The organism is Nocardia flavorosea, from assembly GCF_015477805.1.
Classification (GTDB): Bacteria; Actinomycetota; Actinomycetes; order Mycobacteriales; family Mycobacteriaceae; genus Nocardia; species Nocardia flavorosea_A.
The window spans coordinates 1382713-1406262 of sequence record NZ_JADLQL010000002.1 but is presented as its reverse complement, the minus strand read 5'-3'; the positions used below and the strand labels follow the sequence as shown (position 1 = coordinate 1406262).

32 protein-coding genes are annotated in these 23550 nt (G+C 66.5%); all 32 read right to left on the bottom strand.

Annotated elements, in window-relative coordinates:
- Positions 1-12: 12 nt before the first annotated feature.
- On the bottom strand, positions 13-345 hold the full coding sequence (locus IU448_RS15290) for a hypothetical protein (RefSeq protein ID WP_195056149.1): 333 nt from the start codon (positions 343-345) through the stop codon (positions 13-15).
- A complete protein-coding gene (locus IU448_RS15285; protein WP_195056148.1) occupies positions 345-572 on the bottom strand; it encodes a hypothetical protein in 228 nt (75 codons plus the stop codon). The genes IU448_RS15290 and IU448_RS15285 overlap by 1 nt, the downstream gene beginning before the upstream one ends.
- Entirely contained in the window at positions 569-1393 is an 825-nt protein-coding gene (locus IU448_RS28940; RefSeq protein ID WP_228812716.1) for an N-acetylmuramoyl-L-alanine amidase, read from the bottom strand. The genes IU448_RS15285 and IU448_RS28940 overlap by 4 nt, the downstream gene beginning before the upstream one ends.
- On the bottom strand, positions 1377-1976 hold the full coding sequence (locus IU448_RS15275; protein ID WP_195056147.1) for a hypothetical protein: 600 nt from the start codon (positions 1974-1976) through the stop codon (positions 1377-1379). The genes IU448_RS28940 and IU448_RS15275 overlap by 17 nt, the downstream gene beginning before the upstream one ends.
- Positions 1973-2974 (bottom strand): hypothetical protein, encoded by a 1002-nt coding sequence (locus IU448_RS15270; RefSeq protein WP_195056146.1) that lies wholly within the window; start codon positions 2972-2974, stop codon positions 1973-1975. The genes IU448_RS15275 and IU448_RS15270 overlap by 4 nt, the downstream gene beginning before the upstream one ends.
- 41 nt (positions 2975-3015) lie before the next feature.
- On the bottom strand, positions 3016-4089 hold the full coding sequence (locus tag IU448_RS15265; RefSeq protein WP_195056145.1) for a hypothetical protein: 1074 nt from the start codon (positions 4087-4089) through the stop codon (positions 3016-3018).
- Between the two features lie 7 nt (positions 4090-4096).
- Positions 4097-5140, bottom strand: coding sequence for a hypothetical protein (locus IU448_RS15260; RefSeq protein WP_195056144.1), 1044 nt, complete (start codon positions 5138-5140; stop codon positions 4097-4099).
- A gap of 9 nt (positions 5141-5149) precedes the next feature.
- Positions 5150-6784, bottom strand: coding sequence for a phage tail protein (locus IU448_RS15255; RefSeq protein ID WP_228812714.1), 1635 nt, complete (start codon positions 6782-6784; stop codon positions 5150-5152).
- The gene (locus tag IU448_RS15250) at positions 6784-7653 is read right to left on the bottom strand and encodes a phage tail protein (protein WP_324188606.1); all 870 of its coding nucleotides are present in this window, start codon (positions 7651-7653) and stop codon (positions 6784-6786) included. Before IU448_RS15250 ends, IU448_RS15255 begins: the two co-directional genes overlap by 1 nt.
- Complete coding sequence (locus IU448_RS15245; protein ID WP_195056143.1) at positions 7650-10760, bottom strand: phage tail protein; 3111 nt, start codon at positions 10758-10760, stop codon at positions 7650-7652. The genes IU448_RS15250 and IU448_RS15245 overlap by 4 nt, the downstream gene beginning before the upstream one ends.
- A gap of 3 nt (positions 10761-10763) precedes the next feature.
- Positions 10764-11177 carry a DUF5361 domain-containing protein gene (locus IU448_RS28935; RefSeq protein WP_228812712.1) on the bottom strand — a complete coding sequence of 138 codons (414 nt, stop codon included), beginning with the start codon at positions 11175-11177 and terminating at the stop codon, positions 10764-10766.
- Positions 11138-11434: a hypothetical protein gene (locus IU448_RS15235; protein ID WP_195056142.1), complete on the bottom strand. Its 297-nt coding sequence runs from the start codon at positions 11432-11434 to the stop codon at positions 11138-11140. Before IU448_RS15235 ends, IU448_RS28935 begins: the two co-directional genes overlap by 40 nt.
- A 111-nt stretch (positions 11435-11545) precedes the next feature.
- The gene (locus tag IU448_RS15230) at positions 11546-12130 is read right to left on the bottom strand and encodes a hypothetical protein (RefSeq protein WP_195056141.1); all 585 of its coding nucleotides are present in this window, start codon (positions 12128-12130) and stop codon (positions 11546-11548) included.
- A 61-nt stretch (positions 12131-12191) separates the two neighbouring features.
- A complete protein-coding gene (locus tag IU448_RS15225; protein ID WP_195056140.1) occupies positions 12192-12596 on the bottom strand; it encodes a hypothetical protein in 405 nt (134 codons plus the stop codon).
- Complete coding sequence (locus IU448_RS15220; RefSeq protein ID WP_195056139.1) at positions 12596-12853, bottom strand: hypothetical protein; 258 nt, start codon at positions 12851-12853, stop codon at positions 12596-12598. The genes IU448_RS15225 and IU448_RS15220 overlap by 1 nt, the downstream gene beginning before the upstream one ends.
- Entirely contained in the window at positions 12853-13215 is a 363-nt protein-coding gene (locus tag IU448_RS15215) for a hypothetical protein (RefSeq protein WP_195056138.1), read from the bottom strand. The genes IU448_RS15220 and IU448_RS15215 overlap by 1 nt, the downstream gene beginning before the upstream one ends.
- Positions 13212-13673: a hypothetical protein gene (locus IU448_RS15210; protein ID WP_195056137.1), complete on the bottom strand. Its 462-nt coding sequence runs from the start codon at positions 13671-13673 to the stop codon at positions 13212-13214. The genes IU448_RS15215 and IU448_RS15210 overlap by 4 nt, the downstream gene beginning before the upstream one ends.
- Positions 13674-13840: 167 nt before the next feature.
- Positions 13841-14743, bottom strand: a complete 903-nt coding sequence (locus tag IU448_RS15205; RefSeq protein WP_195056136.1) for a phage major capsid protein — start codon at positions 14741-14743, stop codon at positions 13841-13843.
- Positions 14744-14755: 12 nt separating this feature from the next.
- Positions 14756-15343, bottom strand: a complete 588-nt coding sequence (locus IU448_RS15200; protein ID WP_195056135.1) for a hypothetical protein — start codon at positions 15341-15343, stop codon at positions 14756-14758.
- 49 nt (positions 15344-15392) lie between these two features.
- Positions 15393-16211 (bottom strand): hypothetical protein, encoded by an 819-nt coding sequence (locus IU448_RS15195; protein WP_195056134.1) that lies wholly within the window; start codon positions 16209-16211, stop codon positions 15393-15395.
- The gene (locus IU448_RS15190; protein ID WP_324188605.1) at positions 16192-17655 is read right to left on the bottom strand and encodes a phage portal protein; all 1464 of its coding nucleotides are present in this window, start codon (positions 17653-17655) and stop codon (positions 16192-16194) included. Before IU448_RS15190 ends, IU448_RS15195 begins: the two co-directional genes overlap by 20 nt.
- Positions 17652-18917: a terminase gene (locus tag IU448_RS15185; RefSeq protein WP_324188604.1), complete on the bottom strand. Its 1266-nt coding sequence runs from the start codon at positions 18915-18917 to the stop codon at positions 17652-17654. Before IU448_RS15185 ends, IU448_RS15190 begins: the two co-directional genes overlap by 4 nt.
- Positions 18918-19080: 163 nt before the next feature.
- Entirely contained in the window at positions 19081-19374 is a 294-nt protein-coding gene (locus tag IU448_RS15180) for a hypothetical protein (RefSeq protein ID WP_195056132.1), read from the bottom strand.
- A gap of 109 nt (positions 19375-19483) precedes the next feature.
- Positions 19484-19765 (bottom strand): HNH endonuclease signature motif containing protein, encoded by a 282-nt coding sequence (locus IU448_RS15175; RefSeq protein WP_195056131.1) that lies wholly within the window; start codon positions 19763-19765, stop codon positions 19484-19486.
- A gap of 749 nt (positions 19766-20514) precedes the next feature.
- The gene (locus IU448_RS15170; protein WP_195056130.1) at positions 20515-20844 is read right to left on the bottom strand and encodes a GreA/GreB family elongation factor; all 330 of its coding nucleotides are present in this window, start codon (positions 20842-20844) and stop codon (positions 20515-20517) included.
- 161 nt (positions 20845-21005) lie between these two features.
- Positions 21006-21479, bottom strand: coding sequence for a HigA family addiction module antitoxin (locus IU448_RS15165; protein ID WP_195056129.1), 474 nt, complete (start codon positions 21477-21479; stop codon positions 21006-21008).
- A complete protein-coding gene (locus tag IU448_RS15160; RefSeq protein WP_195056128.1) occupies positions 21476-21733 on the bottom strand; it encodes a hypothetical protein in 258 nt (85 codons plus the stop codon). The genes IU448_RS15165 and IU448_RS15160 overlap by 4 nt, the downstream gene beginning before the upstream one ends.
- A gap of 5 nt (positions 21734-21738) precedes the next feature.
- Positions 21739-22158: a terminase gpP N-terminus-related DNA-binding protein gene (locus IU448_RS15155; RefSeq protein WP_195056127.1), complete on the bottom strand. Its 420-nt coding sequence runs from the start codon at positions 22156-22158 to the stop codon at positions 21739-21741.
- Complete coding sequence (locus IU448_RS15150; protein ID WP_195056126.1) at positions 22155-22382, bottom strand: hypothetical protein; 228 nt, start codon at positions 22380-22382, stop codon at positions 22155-22157. The genes IU448_RS15155 and IU448_RS15150 overlap by 4 nt, the downstream gene beginning before the upstream one ends.
- Positions 22379-22576, bottom strand: coding sequence for a hypothetical protein (locus tag IU448_RS15145; RefSeq protein WP_195056125.1), 198 nt, complete (start codon positions 22574-22576; stop codon positions 22379-22381). Before IU448_RS15145 ends, IU448_RS15150 begins: the two co-directional genes overlap by 4 nt.
- Positions 22573-23250 carry a hypothetical protein gene (locus IU448_RS15140; RefSeq protein WP_195056124.1) on the bottom strand — a complete coding sequence of 226 codons (678 nt, stop codon included), beginning with the start codon at positions 23248-23250 and terminating at the stop codon, positions 22573-22575. Before IU448_RS15140 ends, IU448_RS15145 begins: the two co-directional genes overlap by 4 nt.
- On the bottom strand, positions 23243-23515 hold the full coding sequence (locus IU448_RS15135) for a hypothetical protein (protein WP_195056123.1): 273 nt from the start codon (positions 23513-23515) through the stop codon (positions 23243-23245). Before IU448_RS15135 ends, IU448_RS15140 begins: the two co-directional genes overlap by 8 nt.
- Positions 23516-23550: the final 35 nt, after the last annotated feature.

Below are 23550 nucleotides of genomic sequence, written 5' to 3'. Positions count from 1 at the left end.
GACTCCTCGGGCTTACTCTTGCGTCGGCGCCACATAGTCGCTCCCCGACCTGGCGTTGCTGTTGACGGATATGGATTCCAGGAGGCGCACCGACAACTCGCCTTGCGCCGTGAGCTTCGCGTTCTGCGTCACCAGCTCACCGATGGTCAGGTCCTTGGTCTGGCTGGCCTGCTCCAGGAATTGATTCCGTGACCGCAGATCGGTCAACAGCATGTCGACCTGTTCGCGTGGAACGAACTTCCCCGACATCACCATGCGCAGCTGCGTCAGCGTGAGTACCGCGCAGACACCGACCAGGCCGATATCTCCCCAGGGCAGCGACCCGAGCGCCGCTCCCTCCAGCACTACTCGCCCGGCCGATCAGCGGATAGTGGCCTCACCTTCGCCCGCGCATACTCGGCGGCCGGGATACCCAGCACCGCGGCAATCAGGGCTATCACGGTGTCGGCCGTGAATTCCGTGATCGCGCCTTGCGCTACCAGCATGGCGACGACAATGCCCAGCACCGGCCAGAGCACGGTCCGGATCGGCTCGGTGCGGATTGTTCTCAGTATCGAATCGAGTGCTTTCACTTCGCCCCCTCGATCTGGTCGAGCACAGCCTGCGCGCCGGCGTCGCCCTTGGCCGCCTCACGCTTCACCAGGCCCACCGCCCACTCGACGCGCTTGAGCGCTTCACGCTCGACGTGGTCCTCGTGGACGCGGCCGTCCACATTCAGCACGATCCCGGCCAGGGTGTCCACAGGCTTGTCGTCCTTGCGGTACTTCGACCGGGACGGATACTTCTGGGTCAGCTCCTTGTGTACGGCCTTCAGCATCGTGCGTTCGTCGGGTGTCATGTCATCTCCCGTCGGGTTGTCGATCAATGCCTGTACATCCCGGCGGAAGGCGTTCATGTCGATGCCTGCCGGGTCGATCTTCCCCTCGCTCGAGTACTCGTGATGCGCCACGCAATCGCGCGAATCGCGGCCGATGCGGCGCAGGATTGCCGCCGAGCCGATCTTGTAGGCCGAGAGCTGCGCGGGCGTCCAGTCCCACGGCGGGGTGCCGCGCGAGACGGCCTCGATCCCGATCGTGTGGTAGTTCGCGTTATCGGTAGGCCAGCCGGGATGTGAGCCGCGGCCCGCGTGCCAGCACACCCCGGCCGCGATCACGCGGAAGGTGCCGTCCTTTTCGAGTACGAGCTGAGCCAGCGGACCCGCGAGATCGCGGCGCCCGTACTGCACGACGCGCCAATCGTTCGGCCCGCCGCCCGCGGTGTGATGGCACAGCACCCCGCGGATATCGCGGAAATCGCCGTGCCCGCGGTTGCGCCAGCCGTCGTGCTCGATCACCTTGAGGCCGGCGTCGCGGAGTACGTCCGCGAGCCAGCCCGGATCACCCGTCCAGGACATTCTTGGCCTCCTCGATCTTGGCGCGCAGGCGCGCGACGATGCCCTCGTACGCCTCGGATTTCGTGTCGGCCTCGAACTGCAATCCGCGCGGGTGCGTGGCAGCCCAGCGCCCGTCCTCCAGCGGCCCCACCTTGATGTCGTCGAAGTCGTAGAAATCCTCCGGATCCGGATCCGGCCAGTTGCCGTCCTCGTCCGGCCGGATATGCAGTCCCTGGTCGTAGGCGCCAGGCGGGCCGCCGGGCGTCGCCCTCCACCGGACCGTCTCGCACCCGGGCACGAACCGGTAACCGCGGTCGTGGAAGTACTGCGCGATCCGAATCGCATTCTGTGTGTGCACCGTCGCTGGCTCGGCCATTACGCGTCCGGCCGGATTGCGCCATTCCGGCAGGTGGATGACCACCAGATCCTCCGCCAACGCTCGAACGTTCGGATCCAACTCCGGAACTTTCCCCGGGTCAGGCAGCTTCCCGTCGACGGCCATCTGAATGAACTGCTTCCACTTCTCGGTGACCTGCACCCCCTCCACCGGGCTCGCTTGATAACCCGGGGCCTGCCCTGCTTTGAAGTGGACTTCTTCGCTCACGATTGATCCTTCAGCGGTTGGGCCATGATCATCAACTGGGCGCCCTGGTTGACGACGGTGTACGTCTTCGTCCCGGATACGCGCGTAATGACGACGTAGATGGTGGAGGTTTGGTTTGCCGCGACCGTGGCATGCGTCGACTCCGGGGTGAGTGCCTGCTCCCACCGCGGAGCCAGTAAGACATTCGTGTTGTTCGGTGCACCGATCGGCATACCGAAACCGATGACCGGTCCACTCGCCGACCCGAGCCGCACCTCGACGATCAGGCGTGGGTCGTCGAGCGCCTTCGTTGCCGCCTTGATATTGATCTGCCCGGCGATCACGATCGGCCGATACGCGAACGACTGAGCAGGGATCGTCATCGTGGCCACCGTCCGCTCCGTCGCGGACACATTCGACGCCGCAGCGAACTGCGATCCCGCAATCGACCATGGCCCCGCCAGTTTCGGGGCCGGCACCGGATACCACAGATCGTCAGCAGAGTTCCACGACAGGATCGACCCGTCGCTTGCATCGGAAATGTCAGCGACATCCTCTGCGTCGGCTATCGCGCCCGCTACCCCAGGATCCCCGGCAGGCCCAGTGACGCCGCGAGGGAAGGTGATTTCGAGTACCTGACCGGGCGCGGTGCCGGTGAACTGGGCAGACGCGGACGACCCGACCGCCCCGGCCACCGCGGCACCGGTCAACTCATTGGCTGGCCCCTGCCTTCCGGGCGCGAGGAAGGCATCGAGGAATCTCACCCAATCCAGCCCGGTCCACACATAGATCGCGTTCTCGGCCACCACCCGCCAAGCCTTGCGCGCATCGGCGGTGGTCAGGGGTAAACCTTCAAGGGTAGCGAAGTCGGCGATGTCGCCTTCCCACGTCCAGGGCCACGCGGGGCCCCCCTGCGGACCCATTTCTCCGGTGGGGCCTTCGCGGACTTCGATGAGCGCGTCCCGGTCAGCGAGCTCCAAGGGATTGACGGTGTAGGGCAGGCCGATCGGGTCACTCACTCCACGCATCGTCACAGTGACATCACCGTTGTATACCTCGGTCACGGTGCCCCCGTCACAGGAACGGCCCACACCGCGGCATGCGCATAGGTGCGGGAATACGAATAGGTGCCGGAGCCCTGCGTCCGCCGCAGGACCAGGTATATCGAGGCCGGCGCACCCGCACTGATGACCCCCGTGGAAAGGTCCGGCGTGACCAGAGCCTGATACTCGGGACCGATCTGGTTGTACCACCAGACCTGCGCCACCGTGCCCGTGCCCAGGGCGACAATCTGTCCCGCGGCCGAACCGATCAGCACCTCCAGATCGATCTTCGTCGCCGGACTGCCGCCATTACCCCGAGTCTGGACACCACCGAACACCATCGGCCGCCAATCCACATCCTGCGCCGGCACATTCACGACGGCGACTGTGTTGGGACTGGTGGAAATATTGGTCGCCGAGGCAGCGAACCCCGCGCCGCCATCCCATGCAGTCTGCTCGGAAATCGACCACGGGCCACGCCAGCCCGGATCGGGTACCGGCCCCCATTTCTCGGCCACCGAATCCCACATCGGCACCGCGCCGTCCACCGGCTCGGCGGACTCGACATAGTCGGATGCGCCCCGAATCGGGCCGGGGCCACCGATCGGGCCCTGCGCGCCTTCGATACCGCGGGGGACTATGAGGTCCAGAGTCTGACTGGGCGGCGTCCCGGTGACCGTGGCGACGAGATCACTACCCGCGGCGCCGGTGGTGACAGTGCCGATCGACAGAGTGTTCACGTCCCCGGTGGGGCCGGCTGCGCCGAATGCGTCCGGGAAACTGTCGAACGACGTCCCATTCCAATACATCAACGTGTTCGTGGATTCGACCCGCCACGCCTTACCCGCGTGCACGGGCCCGAGATCGGCAGCCAGCGCAGACAGTGCGCCCGGATCGGAGATATCCCCCTCCCACCGGAACGGCGCAGCATCCGGGCCCGCAGAACCGGCCGCGCCCGGCGCACCCACCGGCAGCTCCAAGCTGCCATCGACAGGGGTGGCGTTGAAACTCTGCACTATCCCGGACTGGCCGATACCCTCGTTGATCCCTCGGATCGCAACGAAGGCCAGGTATTCCGCGACTGTGGTCATCGCCCTCCTATCCGATCGGCTGTGCCCACACGGTCATATACGACGCTGCCTGGACGAACCCGATATCCACCGCGGACTGTCCGACCCGCTCCACAGCCACAATCAGGCTGGTCGCGGTATAGGCAGGGACAGAGGCGAGCGTCGAGGTCGGCGAGATCGGTTTGGTCGTCGAGTCACCCACCGCGGGCGCGAACGGTGTCGTATAGGTGCCGCCCACAGTGGTGCGAATACCGGCGCCGGCCGCGACCATCGGACCGGTCTCCGAACCGATACGCACCCGGATCTCTGCGAACGTACTGCTGTTCGCTTCGGTCATGATGGGCATCCGACCCCACACCATCGGCCGATACGCGAAAGGCATCTCCGGAAGCGCGAAAGTACCGGCGATGATCCGGTCGACATCTGCAGTGGTATCCGCGTTAAAGGACGAGCTCGGCCACGACCACACCCCGAACCCGTTCGGAGCCGGCTGCACCTTCCAGCGGCGAGGCCCTTGCGCCCAGGTGAATACACCTCGGGGGCCTGGTCCGATGGTCTGGTCGAAGTCTGTGGCGGTGGAGATGCTGCCACTGTCCCCCGGGGGGCCTGCCGGTCCCGCCAGTCCGGCAGGCGCAGTGACCGCCAAATCCAGTGCAGGGCCGGTTCCGGTGAACCGCACCGCGGGCACCGTCAATGCCGGATTATGGGTGGTGGTCGGGGTGATCGTGGTCGCTGGTGCGACCGGGCCCTGCACACCGACTGCCCCGGGTGAGTGGACCCACGTGGTGCCGGTCCAGAAGTCCATGCCGTCGGTGTCGAGGCGATGCCACCACTTGCCGCGGTCGTCTTCGGTGAGGTCGACCGGGCGGGCGGCAGCATCGGCGATCTCGCCCATTTTGAGGAACGTTGTGCGCGGGGAGCCGGTGGGTCCGGCGGGACCGGTCGGGCCCGCCGGGAGTGGGAGTTCCGCGGACTCGTCGTCCGGGGTGACGGTCGCCGAGAGGATCGGCAACCCGTCGACATCGGTCTCCTCATCGACGGTGATGTGCGCGGAGAATGAGACGTCAGCCAATGCCCCTCCTCAGAAGATCAGCAGGTCGAGGTCAGCCCCGACATCGGTGGCCAGGGTTTTCAGCATCTGCGCCATCTGCGACATCCGATCCCAGGCTTTGACGAGCGAATCCTCTTCGTCCGAGCCGTCACCCACGGTCAACTCCCATCTCGCGGCGGTCTTGCGGTCGTCCCGGAAGGTCATCTCCGACACGTAGTCAGCGAAGGCCTGGTCCCCGATCACGAACCCGATCTGGTCGCCGAGGTCGAAGTCTTGGCCCACGAGGTACGGGGCGCCGTCGCCGACCGACACCTTCTGAGAGACGTAGCCGCGAGTGGTGTGCAGACCCCGGCGCCCGGTCATGACACCGTCCAAAGTGAATGCTTTGGAGGAGTTTGTGACGACGTGCTCTTTGAAGCCGAACGGCCCGCTGCGCTCGGTGCGGCCCTGGTCCTCGTATACGGCCCACGCCAGGAACACATCATCGAGCTGGCCCTGATACAGGGAATCGAGGCCGGGCAGCCCGATCAACAAACCCAACCACGCCAGCAGGTTCTTCATGGCGATCTCGATCGCGGCATTGACCCAGCCCGGGCTCTTGCCGCCCACGATCACGTTCTGCGCCAGCGGCTTATGGAGCGCGATCTCCGACGATCCGATACCGGAGTACTCGCCCTCCAGGTACCAGACGTGCGGGTACTGCCTCACGGTCCCGAGGGGCCCGGTCGAGGAGTAGACCGCCTCGTACTCGGTCTGGCTATTGAAGGACGGATACCGGACGGGGCTACCGTCGTCCACCCACTCCTCCAGCATCCGCACGAACCCATCGAGCAGGGTGCCGGAGGGCCCGGTGACGCCGGACTTGTCGACCGCCTTGATCACCACGGTCGGCCGGTCGAGGTAGTACCACTCAGGTGCCGGCTGCTCGTCTTCCTCCGGCAGATAGAACTGCGCGTCGAGCATGACGCCGGTGTCTTCCAGCATCGGCAGGATCAGCTGGTCCGCCATATCGAACCGCGCGGACCCTGCGCGCCACGGGGAGGTGTCGCGGAACGTGTCCACAGGAACCACGCAGATCGGCCACAGAGCATTGCCGACCTGCGCCCAGTCCGGGGCATCCAGCCACCGATCCGGGATCGTCCAGAACGACGCCTGGAGACGGATCAGGTTCGTGACCAGGTACAACACGGCGATCGTGCGGGCCGGGCCGAACAGGATCATGTGCCGCGGGAACTGCGCCAGGATCGGCGCGAACGGTGAGGCCCAGCAAGCGGTGGTGGCGATGTGATTCCAGCAGTGGATGGCCTCGATATCGACCACCTCGACGCCGTTCTCATCCCGGACGATCGAGGCTTTCGTGATGTAGCCGTCCCACCGATACGCCTTCGTGTTCACCGTGATCGGGATCGTGGCATCAGCGCCGTCGGGGTTGGCGAAGATGTGGTCGTAATAGACCATGTCCACCTTCGGAATCGACATCTTCAACCCGCCAGCACCGTTCTTGATGCGCGAGATCTCCAGCGAGGTGTAGTTGTGCTCCTCGCCGACCTCCTGCAAGTACTTGTCCCAATACCTGACCAGGACGGTCTGGTCGGCCATGTACTGCTGATCGGAACGCTCCGCGAGATCCAGCGTCCGGGACGCCTTCGCGTGGTCCCACGCCATCAGAACGGCCTCGAACTACGCGGCGCGACATCCACCCGGACACCGGATTCCAGGTCCCCGTCGGTGACACGGACGATGATCTCGGTGGACGACCACGGCGGCAGCGACGCAAACCAGCGGCGGCCACCCATCTGCCCCCACACGTTTCGCCCCTCGGGCAGCGCCTCGGAATACACCCGTGCGGTCCGGTGCCGCGGATGGGTGTCGATCCGCAATTCCTCGCCGTCCACCAGCAGCGGGGTTTCGACGATCCGCAGATCATCACCGAGCGGATCCTGGATTGCGTACCGGCCGGGGCCCGGCATCGTGTACCGCGGCCACGCCGGCTGATCCGCTGCATTGCGCGCCACCACGATGCCTTCGTTCGCGCCGTCGGAGTTGATCCACACGTCGTGCTCGCCGAGGTGCCGCTCCAGCGGATCCATGGCGGTGACCGACATCTGGTATTCGACTGCCGCATTGCGGGTGGGGTCGATCGAACCCTGCAGTTCCGGGGCGGAATCGAGCTGCACCATCTGGTACCGCCACCCCTGATGCCTAGTGAAATACCCCATCTTGCAGGGGATATCGGTCGACCAACCCCGATGCCACGCGTCGTGGATCGCGTGGAAGGAGCGGACGTCTCCGCGGCCGTCGATGAAGACGAAGAAGTCGATCTCCTTCTTGTTCCGCACCGACCGCAGAAACGTCGCACCGTCCTGCCGAGCGCCCTCGGACACCAGCAGGTTCACTGGCGCGAACATGTACCCGGACTGTGTATCGAGGCGCACCCCTTCCCGGCCGGCTCCACACCCGTGGAGATGCCAGACCCGGCCGTGGATATCCCAGACCACGATCTTCGTGGACCGGTTGCGCAGGAGAAGATTCACCGGCCGAAACCTCCCGTGCGTTGAGTGGCCATAGTGCGGCGGCGGTGCACGCGCTCCACGGCGGCCGCCGCGCCCATCGGGTCGGTGCCCGAGATGTTGAAGGTGGTGCCGCCCCCACCCATGGCGCCCATTCCGAGCACGCCCGCACCGGTTTGGATCATTTCTTTCCAGTTGTCCTGGAAGAACGACTGCACATCCCCGATGCCGCGCTGTGCGAGGGCCCCGGCCTGGGTGCTGAGATTGGCCACGGCCTGCTCTGGAGTGGCAGCCATGTACCACGGGGCGGGGCCGTTGAAGAGGTCGCCGGACAGCGGTAGCCCGGTCAGTGGATGCTGCTGCTCCTCGGCCGGCGCCGCGGTACTGGCCGTGCTCGAACTCTGGGCAGATGTCGTGCTGGCTGTGGTCGATGTCGACGTGCTGGCGCCCGGTTGCGCGGCCGCGGCGATCCCCGACGACGGCCAGTTCGTGACGAACACGTCGACCGCGCTGCCCGAGCCGCCGCCCGACGAACCGCCGGCACCGCTACCACCAGCACCGCCGCCCGACGCCCCGCCTCCACCACCCAAGCCGCCACCGGAGTTTCCGCCCGAGGACAGGGCACCCGAACCGGGCTCAACCGCGCCGATATCGGGCGCGGTGTTCATCGCCCAGTGCACATGGTCGTTGTGGCCGGCCATGGTGTCAGCACCGAAGTAGGACATGCCGTCGCCGACGTTCTGACCGTCGTCGATGTTGTTGCCGAACCCGTTGCCGTAAATCAATTCCAGGGAGCCGGGGAAATTGGTGGCGATCCACTCCGCCATCTCGCCCATGTTCGGGCCGGCGATATCGATCGCCTTGCCCTGCATGTGGAAGTCGTAGCCGGACCCCACATCGGCGGTGCGGGTCGCCGAGGTGAGTGACGCGTCGGGGAACGCGTTACGCAGCGCCTCCCACATGCCCTGCTGGATACTCGACAGCGACCCCGCCCCGCCCACGATGCCGCCGGACGCGAACCCCGGGATCATGCCGTGCAGGAAGTCCGCCGACGGCACCCACCCGGAGTTGATCGCCTCCAGCAGCGGGAGGTTCGCCGCGGTCGAGCGCGAGTTCACCACGAACTCCCCGTCGGACAGGCCGGCGAGGATGCTGTCGCTGGTGCCTGTTCCGGGCCCGGACACGCGACCGCCGCGGGCGAGAAGCGGCAGATCCGGGGTATCGACAGTGAGGGAGATGTCTTTGTCGATGATCGGGATCGTGAAGTCGAAGTGGAGCCGGAAATTGTTCCACGCGTTGATCAGCCAGTTGATCGCGTCCCGGAATGCGTTCTTGATCCCGTCCCACAGCCCCGACACTGCCGAGGTGACTTTGCCCGGCAACTCTTTGAACCAGTCGATCATGGCGTTCCAGGCGTCGACGATCCAATCCTTCGCCGCGACGAACGCATCACCGACCGCACCGATCGCAGTCTTGAGACCATCGAAGATGCCCAGCGCGATATCGACGGCGCCCGAAATCAAATCGACGGCGACCTGCACGACATTCGCCGCAATCTCGAAGGTGGACTTGAACACGCCCGCCACCACCCGCAGCACCGGCATGAGGACGTGCTCGATGACTTCGGTCGCCAGTTTGATCACGATCGACGCGACCTTGGTCAACAGCGGCGCGACCGCGGTGATGATCGACACCAGCGGCGGCAGCAATGACGTGATCAGCTGCATGACCTGCGGCAGCAGCGGAGCGATCGCCGAAACCAGCTGCGCGAACACCTCGATGATCGGCGGCAGGATCGGCGCGAGCTGAGTGATCGCATCCGCCAGCGCCTGGCCGAGCTGCATCGCGACCTGCTGCAGGATCGGCTGCAGCTGCCGGAAGATCGGCATCATCAGATCCGCGACCTGCTGAATCACCGGACCGATCGCATCGAACAGCACCGTCAGCGCCGGGGCGAGCGCCTGCAACAGCCCGGACGCGACCTCGGCGACCACAGGCAGGATCGGCGCGATCGCCGACAGCATCGACGACAGCGCCTGAACCACCGGCCCCAACGCCGGCGCCAACGCCTGAATAGCCTGGGTCAGTGCACCACCGAGCACGGCGCCCATCTCCCCGATCATCGGCAGCACAGGGCCGATGGCCTGCCCGATCGACGCGAACAGCGGCCCGAGTACGGGCGCGATATGCCCGGCTGCGCCGATAAGCCCCTCTATCAGAGGCTGTAGGCCTTGACCGAGTCCGGCGAGAGTTTGACCGAACCCGTCGATCAACGTTGTCAGCGCACCGGACTCGAAGGTATTGGTGAACGCCTGCCCGATGCTGCCCAGCAAACCGCCGAGACCGGCACCGACCGACTCCATCGCGGGAGCCGCGGCCTGAGCCATCGACAGGAAACCTTGCGTGGCTTGACCCAAACCTGGGCCGATCGCGGAGATCAGCGTCGATGCGCCGGAGAACGCGGCCTGGATCCCGGCCTGGGCTTCAGCGGTGGCGAAGAACTCCATCGCCCCCGCGGCGGCCTGATTCAGCGACCCGGCGACACCGGTCATTCCCTCCCGCAGGGTCGGCATGGTCGCGTTCGCCAGGTTGGTGAACGACTGGTCGAGCCCGGCGAACATCTCCTGCTGCACCGCGCCCTGCAGTTCATCCCACGCAGCCTTCTGCCCGCTGATGGCGGTGACCATCGCCTGCGCAGAGGGGGCCAGCTTTCCCATCGCCTCGTTGAGGGCCTCCATATCGCCCTCGGCGACCGCGGAGATCGCGTCCCCCATGCCCTGGAACCCGACCGCCACGGTTGCGCCGACAGCGATCGCGGCCGGACCGAGTGACGCCATACCGATACCGAGGGTGCCGACAGCTCCTGTCGCCAGGCCTGCAGCGCCACCGACCGCGCCGAGAACGCCCGCCAGCTTGGCGAGGCTCCCGGCCGACGAACCCATACCGCCGAGCTCCGTGCGGGCAGACTGCGCCGCCCCGGACAGGTTCCGTAGCTGCGAGTCGTCGACGTCGACCTCGACGCGCACCCGCTCACCATCGGCATCGGCGATCGCTTCACGGATACGCGGAGCAATACGCGAGGTCTCCGGAAGAATCGACACATAGGCGGTTGCCAGCTCCACGTTCGCCACGGGCTACACCTCCCATCCGATGAGTGCGTTGAGTTCCTCGATCGGCATCGCGTCACCGATCCGCTCCGGCTTCGCAATGCCAGGACGAGGAATCGGTTTCGGACGGTTGCGGCCCTTCTGGGCGTCCTTCGTTTTCGCCCAGACGAGCAAGGTCAGGGCATCGACAGCCGAGGCCAGCAGTTGCTCGGGGAGGCCCCACTGCCACTCATCCGGCCGCATCGCCCGGGTCACCGCCATATCCGGGTGCGGATCCGCGAAGATCGCGCGGAAGTCACACCACGTCAGCGCCTCGGTACCGAGCTGACGCAGCCGCAGCCCGCGGTCGATCAAGTCACGCTCGACCGCCCGCGGATACTGCTCGATGAGGGCGGCGAGGCTTAGGATTCCCCCAGGTCGATACCCGAGTGTTCGCGCCATTCGTTGACGAGCTGGGTGATCTCGGTGTTGCGGAGCTTGTCGATCGCGGCGAGCTGCTTATCGGTGAGCACGTCCTCGATGACCACGAACATCAGCTCGAGCTTCGACAGGTTCCGAGACTTGCGGAGCAGACCGAACGGCAGATTCGACAGCGACGGCAACCGGATCTCGACACCACCGGCCTTGGTGACGAAGTCGTCCTCGACGACCGTCGTCTCCTTCGGAGCGGCCGCGGCCGGCCTTCTACGAGCAGTCATGTGCGCAGACCTTTCTCATTGATGCGCAGGCAAACGGGGCTGTGAGGCCCCAGCGGTGGCGGGCGGCCTGCGCATAGGGGAACCCGCCACCACTGGGGGTCTTAGGGACGGTCAGACCGAGAACACGCCGTCGTCGAGGTACCGGTAGACCTTCACGCCGTTGTCGTCCTTGAACGCTTCGACGACGACCTGGAAACCGGCCAGCGCGTTGGACACGAACGCCGACTCGGTCACCTCAGTGATCTTGGCGTTCGGCAGCACCAGCCGAAGCTTCTTGCCGCCGTATGCCATATCGAACGACCACGAGCGGTACGGCAGGATCGAACCCGTCTCCTCGACCGTGATCAAGGTTCCGGTGGTCGGGGTAGCCGCGGTGACGGTGACGTTGTCCTCGCCGAACACCTCTTTCAGGACATCCGGATCCCATACCGCGTACAGGGTCAGCCCAAACCGGGCCGAATGCTCGGTCTGCAGCTGGGCGATGATGTCGGCGTTCCAGTCCTTTATGGCCTCAACTGTCCGTTCGCCCTGAGACTCGAGGCCGTCCTCCGACACGTAGCCGAGTGCCTTGAACGCGGCGTCGTAGGCGGCCTCCGCAGTGGTCGGCAGAGTGCTGCCAAGTGGGGCGACGAGCACGCCGCCGGTAACCATGTTCGGGGTACCCGCACCGATGGTCTTGGTGGTCGCCATAGCCATGGCGGTTCTCCTTCGGGTTGTTGCGCAGGCCCTTTGGAGAGAGATGAATCAGTAGAGCGGTCTACATTTCTGAGCCACGCATATGCAGCTCGACGGTCAGCAAATACCGGGGCGTTCCGGTATCCGGATCCGGCGACGACGCCGGGCCCCCGACTTCAGCAGCGAAATCCACCCACGCCCCGCCCATGTAGCCGGGTGCGTGGGTGACGATCGCCCGCACCAGCCGAGCCAACTCGATAGCGCCCGGCTCGCCGGCCGAATCACGGCACTCGAACGTCAGCCGGGCCCGGTCGGTGACAAGGTCGCGACGAAGTCCACCAGTGCGAACAACCCGTACATGCCGGGCCGGCACCGGGTTGGGTACCCGCCCGGAGACCGGTGTTGGAACGCCAAGGGCGGCGAGCTGGCCACGTAGGTGCGTGATGATCGCAGCCTCGGCGTCGGGGAACGCGACCAGTGCGGTCATCAGGTGCCGCCCGGCATCGTGCGGATCAGGGTGTGGTGGTGCGCCTCGTTGTTCATTGCGGCAGCGTTGACCGTGACTACTGCTGCCCGGTCACGGCTCTCGCCGACGCCGCGCCGCGCCTGATATCCGAACCGGCCGGAGTCGTCCCGCGCCGCCTGGGCCCAGGACTCGGCATGCTTGGCGAGTTCATCCTGCACCGCGTCCCCGCGGCGAAGCTCTTCGAACGCTTCATTGTGAAAACGGATACGTACCGCCATCAGCCATCCACCTTCCGCAGATTCAGCACCGCGCCCGGCGCCCACCCGAACGGGCCGTGCGTGTAGTCCTCCGGATAGCCCACGACCTCGAACTGTCCGGCCGGCCCATCCGGCAGGTCGACGACATCCCGCGGCCCGGCCGGGAATCCAGGCGGGACGAGGAGCTGCACATCGACGATCACCCGGTCGTGCCCGGCCAAAGGCAGTTCGGTGGTCGACGGCACGAACCACCCGTACACCGCGACCGCAGTGCCCGGTTGCGACAGCGGTGGGGTGAACGTGATGGTCGGGTTGCCGTGCGCGTCTTCACCGCTGCCGGAGAAGACATGCACCCCCACCGACCACGGCGTCGGGAACATCATCCGCCCACGCCCCACAGCGGGGCGCCGGCGAGATCGGCACCGCAAGAGCAGTACAACGCGCCGAACACCAGGGAACACGTCGCCGCGTGCGCTGTACCGCACCCGGGCGCGGTGTCCACAGCGAAGGCCTTACCGTCACCGTCGGACGCGCACAGGCCTTGCAACTGCTCGATCTCGCTGGGCCAGAACAGCTGTCGACGCGGCTGCCGGGTGTCGTACGTCTGCGCGTACGGGCCCGCCGATTGCGTGGCTACTGCTCCGGATCCGGCGTCGTTCCACCGCAGGATCGCCCCGCGGAGGATCGCCTTCACCGCGCCCTGCTTCGCGAACTCGGCATCGGTGATGCACGGGGCGTACTCCTTGGCCATGGCCTCGGCGTCCTCGATCATCGCCGCGGCCTTGGCCGGATCGATGGTCGCGAACGGCGCGAGATCCGCTGGTTGGATGAAGTCGCCCATGTGCACCTACTCCTTTTCGGTCGCCGGGGCCGTGGCTCGCCGGGGCGCGCGCCTGCGAGGGCGCGGAGGTGCGGCCTCGACGGGCTGCCATTCGCGGCCGAGCCGGGTGGCCGTGTCGTCGGAGACGGACACGACCACACCGGTCACGGAGTTACGCAGGCGAGGCATCAGGCTGCGGCGTCGATGATCTTGGCGAACGCGTTCAGATCCGCGATGCCCCAGCCGTAAACGACCTCGGAGCGGAACGCGACCTGGTTGTTGCGCTTGAGGTCACCGCCACCGTCCGGGTCGCCGTACTGGATGACCTCCAGGCCGAGCTGGCGCTGGATGCCCCACCGGATGGCGGAGAAGTCACCCACGAACGCCTTAACGTCCGTGTCGACAGCGGCCACGCCGACAGCGCCGACGGTGTCGGACACCGACGAGTTGTGGTTCTCCAGGCGGCCGGCCGGAGCTGTCGTGTAGGACAGATCGGGGTAGAGCTTCTGCTCGGAGGTCGCGTTACGCAGACCGCCGAACACCGCGGCGAAGGACGGATCCAACGCGATATCGCGCGGGTTGAAGCTGTCGGCCAGGATCAGCGCGTCGGCCGCGTCGAGGTTGGCGTACGGCTTATCGCTCGCACCGATCTCGATCGAGTTGGTGGTGTCGGACAGCTTCTCGGTCATCGCTGCGACCGCGGCGCCGCCGGTGGGGTTGATGCCGTGGAACACACCGAAGTCCAGAGCGCGCGACAGCGCGGGCTGGATCTGGTCGAGGATCTGCTCGACCACCTCGAGCTGGTGGTCCTCGTTGGCCCACATGACCTCTTCGGTCCAGCGGACCGTCTTGTGGAACTTGAACGGCTTCACCGTCTTGGTGGTGGGCGTGAGGGTCGATCCGCCCTTGTTCGCGCCCTCACCGACGTACTCGGCTTCGCCGATGGTGAAGGTCATCGACTGGCCGGTGCCGAACTTCATCGGGGTGGCGCCGGACAGAGTGGCCACGGCCGAGCCGTACTTCACCTTGCCGAGCCACGGATCGAGGATCTGGTTCGGGATGCTCAGGCTCCCGGTGGTCAAAGTAGCCATGGTGGCCCTTTCTTATTCTCCGCCGTGGAACAGCTGCCGCGCGAACGCGTGCATGGAGTTCTCGCCGGGTTCGGGGTTGTTTCCCTCGCGGGGAACGTGGTTGCGTTTCTTGCTCTTGTCCGCCTGAGCGACGAGCCGGTCGATCTGCTTGAGCAGCAGATCGGGATCCGTTGCCGTAAGGAACAGTTCGGCGTCGGCGCTGTCGATCTTGTGCAGCGCGACCAGGTGACCGCGGAGCGCGTCGGCGACCTTCGCCGGGATCGTTGCGATCTCGGCCTCGGCTGCGGCGACCTTGTCAGCGGCCCGCTGGGTCTCCGACTTCTGCGCGTCTTCGATCTCGGCCAGCCGCTTCGCGGCGGCGGCGTTGTCCTTGGCGCGCTTCTCCTGCTCCCGGGCCTTCTGCTTCCAGAACTCGACCGTTTCGGTCGGCTTCGGATCGGCCGGCGGTGTATCGCCCGAGCCTTCCCCAGTGCTCTCTTCGGCGCCGGGATGGCCGGCGTCTTCTGCGCCACCGAGAACCGGCCAGACAGGGCCGCGGCGGGTGAATCCGATCGCCCGCACTCCGGTCACCGGATGGATGGGCATCGTGATGGCGGACATGTGCATCTCCCGTTCCGGGGTTGTCCCCTCCCGTTGCGGTCGGGGTGGTCTAGTGAGAGCCGAGTGACTCGCGCATATGGGCTAGCACTGCGGTTCGGTCGATCGCGCCGTACCGTCCGACGCCCGGCGTTTCGCGGGTCGCGGTGATGTAGGCGTCGTCCCACCGCTCGACGTAGTCAGGTGGGGTGTAGCTGTCGCCGGGACGGACCTCGATCGCGAGGCAATGGCAGTGGTCGTGGTATTTCTCGCCGAGCGGACGTTCCCCGCGGGCGCGTACGCCCCCCGCCGTGAACCGCCCACCGGTGCGCCGGGTTCCGCCGGCCGCGCGGATCCGGCGATCCATCAACGACATCTCCGTCCCCCGGCCGACGACACCCTCAGCCGCCTCGGCGGAGGTGTAGACGGCGCCGCGGGTGGCCAGCATCGCGCAGAACGCGCACGCGTTCGCCGACGCATACCGCGCCCACCGAGCGCCCGGCTCGAACTCGGCGTTCTCGACAATCGTGCTGCGCGCCGAGTCGTACACCGCTCGCTGCGTGGTGCCCTGCAACCGGTCGAGCCCGACCGTTCCCTGCCCGCCCAGCGCCCACTCGGCCGACCGGGTCAATTGCTCCACGCTCGGCAGTGACCCCAGCTCCGGCACGAAGTCGGTGGGCACCAACTCCGATGCGGCGTACCACAGCAGCGCGGTTTCGGCAGCCAGCGTGGTGTACGGCGCGACCAACTCCGGGAAGGCCTCGATCACGAACGCGGCGAAATCGCCGGTCGACAGCGCGGCCGCCTGCTGCCACAGCACCTGCAGGGCATCGGAGGCGACCTTCCCGATCTGGGCGAGAACGTACTGCCGCTCAGCTGGCGATACTGCCATCGGTGGTCATCTCGTCTACCGGCTGAGCTGGCGTCTGCTCCCCGGTCTCGGTGACCGCGGGAAGCCGGTCCAGGATTTGGCGCACATTCGCACGCCGCCGATCCGCCAGCGCGCGTTCGATCTGCTGCTCGGTCAGGCCCAGCAGCTCGAGCCCGACCTCTGTCTCGGCGAGCCACGGCACCGCGGTCAGCTGCTTCATGCCCGCGTCGGCCTGCGCCGCCCGGGACAGGTAGATCGGTGACCGCCACTTCGTGTCGATGCTGCGCCACTCCGGCGGGATCTCGTCGAGATCGTTCTGGATAGCCAGCGCTCGCATCATCGACCGCCGGAACGCCGGCGCCCAATCGTCGGTCGCGCCCTCCGCCTCCGCGATCAAATCCTCGCGCGATGCGATGTAGCTGTCCGCGGAGGTCGGATTACTCATGTCCGACACACCCAGCGAGGTCAGCGGGATCGACGTCTCACCGCTGAACAGTTGCGCCTGCTGCCGCAGCATCTCGATATGCGGGGCCGGCGAGCTGGCGGCGAACTGCTTAACGTCCGCGCGCGGGTTCACCGCGTTGTCGTCGTCCGGGATGCCCTTTATCCGGCCGAGCATCACTTCCCACACTGCGCGCGTCGTCCCGTCGGCGTTCTTGAACACCGACTCATCCGCGCCGAGCAGCAGCAGCTCAGGGAAGCTGAACACGTCGGCGTGACCTTCCATACGGATCACCGTCCGAATGGCCTGATCGTGCAGCGACATCACCGCCCGCGAGATCCGCGACGAACCGAACGGCCGCCCCGGGCGATACCGGTACACCAACGGCTCAGCCGGCACACCCCACGGATGCGGCGACCGATCCACAATCACCCATCTGCCCGAACGGCGCTCAGCCACGATGGTCAGGTTCTCCAGGTACAGCGCCAGCGCGGTCGGCCGCCCCTCCTCGTCCCGGGAGGTGATCGACAGCAGGTTGTCCAGCCGACGGGTGCGCTGGTTCCATTCCCCGGTCGCGTTGAGCGCGTCCTTGGTGTGGATCAGCGACTTCGGGCCATCACCGTCACCCTCGGTATTCACCAGGAACGACACACTGTGGATCAGCGAGGAGGTCACCGCGGCGGACGACTCGGCACCGAGAAAATTGTCTTCGACCACTTCGCCGATACCGAGACCGGCGAGATCGCCATCCGGCCACACGAACCCGTCGAGGTTGCAACGGCGGGCAAGGATATCGACCGCCTTGGCCGACCAGCCGAGAACGATGGCCAGCTGGTAGTACTGCGGCGGTACAACCGGCCCGAGCCGCTCCACCGCGTGCTTGCCGTCGTAATACGCCTTGCGCAGGCGATTACGCCGCGCCTTCCGATCCAGCTCGACGACCAGACCATCGAGCGTGTCCTGCTCGTCGTCCTCCAGGCCGGGAATGGTGATCTTCTCGGCTGCGATCCTGTCGGTGATCACCGCGATACCGCCGTCCTTCCGCCTGTCGTCGACCTCATGCCACGCGAGACACCGCGGCCGCCGCCCGAGACGGGCCGCGTTCCCGACCCCCCGAACAGCGCCAACGTCATCGCCACGATCGGCGCGATATTCACCGTCTCGTCCGTCCTGTCCCAACCCCACCCGCCAGCAGTGCCGATCGGCCGTTTCCGGCCGCCCTCCACCGCGTCATCCACCGCCTTCTGCCCGCCGTGAGTGAACCGAGCACCCTTCACCTTCGCCACGAACAGCCCGCACGCCTTGGCCATATCGCCCGCCGAGGTCTGAACAACCGCCATCCGCCGCGCCTTCAACACCGGCACCATCGACGCCGCGGGCGACGCCGAATCGATCGCGATCGGGGCACGCCGGCGCGCCCGGGCGAGCAGCCACTCGACCGCAGCGTCCTCGTCGACACCGGCCCACACTTCCTCGCAATGCGCTGATTCGCCTTCGATCCAGCACGCCGATATCGAGATCTCCCGGCCGTGCGACATATCCACGCCGAACGCTGTCGGTGCGGTGCCGTCGACCGGTCCGACATCGGACAGTTGGCGCCACAGCGACGCCCTGACAACCGGCATGTGCTTGCTGATCTCATCCCAGACGCCGAGACCCTCACGCATGAACGAGTCAGGCCCGAGGTTCTTCTTCATGCGCAGGATCGCGCGTTCGGAAGTCCGGTGCGGATAGGACGGATTCGCCTTGCCCCACTGCTCGCGGTCGTTCGGATCGCAATCACGGTCGGCCGAGATCTCGATGAACACCGTCTCGTCGGACTCGCCGTCGAGCGCTTCCTGCCGCAGCGTCGTGAAGATCTCGCCGGGGTCCTTCGGCCGCGGCGGCGTGCCGGTCAACAGGATCAGCGGGTTCGGCGCCGCGTTCGTGGCCGGCACCATATCTTCCATCGCGGCCTCGGTGAGGATCTGTCCCTCATCGAGCACCAGGACGTCGACCTTCGCAAACCCTCGACCGAACCCGCGCTCCCGGGCGCCGAACATGATTCGGGATCCGTTGACGAAGTAGACGCCTTCCTCCCCGCGGCCGCGGGACACATTGCTGATGTGCGGCCGGACGCGGGAGGAGTCGGCCATCGAGCTCATCGCCGAGAACGTCTCACGCGCAGTCTTGAACCGATGCGCCGTCCAGATCACCGTCAGACCTGGGAAGATCAGGCACAGCGCGAACACGATCGCGCCGATCAGGAAGGTCTTGCCCACCTGCCGCGGGATCGAGATCACCACCGTGTCCGCCGCGTACAGCCCATCGGCTCGTAAAGCCAAGATCAGGCGCCCGGTGCCGTCCTGCCAGCCGTCGAACTCCCAACCTAAGTTGCGGCAGGTATCCCGTACCCGCGGCCAGCGAGTCGAGACGATCCCATCCGGCTCGACGACATGCCGGGCGACCTCAGATAGCCGAGCTGTCCCAGGCTTCGTCATCGGTCCGCGCGACCACGGAGTTTTCGCCGCGCTCCACCGCCCGCCGGCCTTCCTCCTCGGTGATCAGCTTCGTCAGCTTCGTCAATTCGTTGGAGTACTGCGGCTTCGTATTCTCCGACGCCGTTGCCAGGGACTCGGCGATGATCCGCCGCTGCGCCTTCAGGATCGCCAGGACGTCACCGTCCTCGACCGCCTCCAGCAACGTCAGCGGCTGCGCGCGGCGCTCCTCCTCGGAGACGACCCGCAGCTTCTTCTCAGCCATGGTCGGTCGCCTCCTTCCGGGGGGCGGGGGCTTCGTGGATAGACAGCCGCCTATGCCCAGGGCGGCGGGGCCTGCGGTGGGAGCGGGACCCCGCCCAGGGGTGGGTGGATTACCAGGTTCGATCGGTGACGAAGGTCCGGTAGGCCGGTCTGGGGGCCGTGTCGGGATCCTTGTCGGCCTTCTGCCGGTTGCAGTGCCGGTGAGCCGGCTGGAGGTTGTCCAGGGTGTCGGCGCCGCCTCGGGCCAAGGGCACGATGTGGTCGATCACGTATTCGCCCGGGTCGAGGTGGGGGAGGCTGTAGTCGATGTCTCCGCCGCATATGCCGCATGGTGGCCGGCCGCGGGCGATCAGTGTTCGGTGTCGGTCTCTCGTGCTGGTGCTGCGTTGCACTTATGCCGAGCCTGTGCGGATGGCCTGCCATGCCAGCTTGGGTAGCTGGAAGTCGTTGTAGCTGATGAGGTCCCACAGGGCGTTGAGGATGAGGGCGGTCACTGGTTCTCCTGCTCGGTTGGGCCTGGGGTGGTCACCATGTCCACACGGTGGGCGCTACCTCGAACACGGTCATGGGCTGCTCCAGGGTTTGGAGCGGCGCCGGGTGGCACAGGGAGTGGATGAACGCGGCCAGGATGGCCATCAAGGCTCCTCGGGTGTGTGTGCTCTGTGTCGAGCAGTTCGGCGGTGGCCTCGGCGGTCCAGGCGCGTTTCTCGCGTGAGCGTTGCTGGTGGGTGCTGCGTGGGCCGTTGCCGTCGCAGCTGTGGCAGCCCTGGCACTTCCAGGCGGCCGCGCCCATCATCCCCGTCATCGCGCGTAGGAGACGTGCGCCTTGGGCGGCCAGTCCGCTGGCGGCCACTTCGCGGAGCAGCAGAGAGACGGGGCGCACGGGCAATCGAGGTTGTCGTTCCAGCACAGGTCGCTTTCGAGCTGGTCGTCTGACTCGTAGTCGTCGCGCCAGCGTCCGATTTCACGCTTCTCGCGTTGCCGTGCCGTACCGCGATCGGGGGCCGGGCAGCAGCCGCAGGACCCGCTGCGGTGGACCATCATCCGGGCCATGAGAACTCCCTCGGATGCAGCTAAGCCCACCTCGGAAGGGGGGCCGGGGTGGGCTTAGGATCTGCGGCGGACCGCCGCGACGTGGAGACTACCGCGGCTGAACGTTGTCGCGGCTGTGGGCCCGAACGTGCAGACGTACGGGGCGGCCGTCGAGTGTGGTTTCCACGATGTCGTCGATGACGTGCCCGAGGAGGTCCTGGCTGGTTGGTGAACTCAGCGGGTACCAAGCCTGCTCGTCGTCAGCTTCATCGTCGGGAACGATGCGGTAGTCGAATTGGTCGACGGCTTTGCCGTCATCATCGAGCTCGTCCAGCCTGAGGCTCGAATACTCGGCGATGGGGTTCCCTGGCATACCTTCCAAGACAACCATAATTTCCTGCGCTTTCCAGATCGGATGCCCGACCGGATAGCCAGGCATTCAACATATCTCGGAAGGTGCGCGGACGTTTCATGCCGCTGAAGGCTGATCTCGATATGGACACAGTTGTCCTGGTCCACCTACATCCTGCCTGGCACAGTGAACAATGTCCAGCCGCCGCGCCCGAAGGGGTCGGCAATTCGCCGACCCCTGTGATCAGCTCAGTTATGCCAGGAAGCGGGCAAAGATCGGGTGATTCGGAATGCGCGGCACGAGAATGAGCCCTGGGGCGTCGGATCCACCTCAATATCCACCGGCATGCCGATATCGGCCGTGCTGTCGTCGAGCGCTGAGATGTGGAACCAGACGAGTGTTCCGGCGTCGGTACGGACTACGCCGGTACCCTTACCTGGATTCCAGCGCCAGACGATCCCGCGGTTCATTCCATGATCACCGATGCGTGCGAGGTCGGCTCGGTAGGCGATCTCGTACCGGATCCACGCTTCGGCAGGGACGCCCATGACGCGCTCCAAGCGGATCGCGGTGTCGTCGGTGACCGGTGCGCGTCCACTGAGTATGTCGGTGACTTGCTCGCGGCTGCATCCCATGAGATCGGCGACGTGCCGCTGGGACAGGCTGTGTTCGTCGATCCATTCCTGCAGGTACTCACCCGGAGCAACGGCGTAGTTTCTCACGGCCTCTCCGCTCTGCTCATGCCAGCCACCGACACGATCCCCATGTCGTGCGGCCCGCGTACGAACAAGGTGGCGCGGCCGCCGACCGCTCCCAGTCGGTCGAGGACGACAGACAGCGATTCGTCTTCCAGCGCCACCACGACAGGGTGACCACCATCATCACTCGTTGCAGGCAACTCCAGGTCGCCGAAAGCGCCGACGGCCAGCGCGAGATTGACCTCCCGGCGAAATTCGTCCAGCTGCGATTGGCTCAATACCCTCACCCTTCCGTGTCTCGCGCGACGTCCAACCGAGGACGCCCATCGATCACCCGGTGCCGCGACTGGACGGCCAGAACCTCCCGAGGAACGTATCGGGCATGCCCACCAGTCCCGTGCCGGCGCAGCAGCGGCTTCGACCGGTCCCGGGGGTCGCGTCGATCCTTGCGAGCCCAGGAACGGATCGTGGCCGCTTTCACGCCCCACAACCGCTCAATCTCCGCCGGCGGCAGCGGTACATCGAAGTACCGTTCCATCTCCGCCGGATCGACCAGGGTCGGCGCCGCCCAGCTCTGCCCGTTCTCCCGGGCCTTCTCGTCGAGGCGGGCACAGCGCTCCGGATCCACTGCCAGGAGAGCACCGCGGTAGGCCCGCGCGATATCGCGGGCCCAATCCAGGGTCGAGCGTCTGATCCCGGTCACCCGAAGTCCTTCCACACCGTGACCATCTTCGACGCCTCCCAGTGGAACGCCTCGACGCAGTTCTGGGCGGCGATGCAGTAGTGATCGCTCGCGTCCTTGTCGAGTTCCGGCCACTCCGGCAGATCCCGGTCGCCGAGGCGGAGCCGCTCGTACATGACCTTTGCGGCTTCGACGATGGTCGGGTTCCAGTCGGTGGTGCGGAACCCACTGGGTGTGCTGCTCATGCTCTGGTCTCCTTCGGTCGTCGGATCCCGATCTGCTCGCCGTGGACGGTGACGAGGTGATAGCAGTCAGGGCGGTCTGGGGCGTTGGGGTGACAGAACCGGTACTCGGTGCCGTCGTCGAGGCTGGCGGCCGCGGAGCCGCCGGCGTAGTCGCCTGCGGTGCGGCCGCAGTGGTCGCAGGTGAACGTGCTCATGCGGCCATCAGCGGGTTGTTCAACCGGGTGAATTCGTCCTGGTGCCAGACGTTCTTGCACATCCGGCACGTGATCAGGTTGGTCTGCAGGCTCACCGTGAGCGTGCACATGCCGCAGACGTGGCAGGCCTCGGTGAGCCGGCTGTCCTTGACCGCGTCGTGGCCGAGGAGCTTCTCCGCGCGCCGGTGCAGCGCCGCGAGGCGGAGCACTGCGTCCACGCCGTCGAGGACGATGTCGCCGATGTCGTCGCCGCCGTCCGGGTGCGGGATCCACACCGTCACCGTCTGCGCGGGTAGGTCAGTCAGCGTGCCGAGGTGCGAGGAGATCACCGCAAGGTCCGATCCATCGCCAGGGAGGCGCCGGGCCCACCGGGCGGCCTCCTCGTCGATCTCGGTCATCAGGGTGTCGACGATGAGCGCGATCGGGACCGGTAGCTCCGCGGAGCGGGACACCTTCGGCCCGCCACCGATCCGGGTCGGCTCGGTGCGCGCCTGGGCGAGATCCGCGTAGTCGTCGGCCAGCTGCCGTATGTCTGCGAAGGCGTGCTCCTCGCACGACCGGCAGAGGGTTCCGGCGCGTTCGACGCCGGCGCCGTGCCACTGGCCCTCGGCGGTGCGGGTCCGGTTCTTGCAGTGGCGGCCCTGGCGGCACTCGTGTGCGACGGTTTCAGGCATTGGTGGGCTCCTGGCTGCACTCGCAGGTGTCGTGCATGGCGTACTTGCACGGCATGCACCAGTCGCCGCCGGTGAGCGCGTGCCAGTCGGCGAGTTCCCCGCAGTGGCAAAGGGACCAGGGCAGGGGAGTCCAGGGGGTCATGCGCCATGGCAGCAGGGAGGTCATGCGGCCGACGATCCGGAGCGCGGTAACCATGCTGCGCTGGGCTTTCCCGATCATGGGAATGGTGCTCCCGGTGTTGGTGACAGTTTCAGGGTCTCGCATTGGTCCTCCTCGGTTCTCGTTGGTGGCGGGGGAGC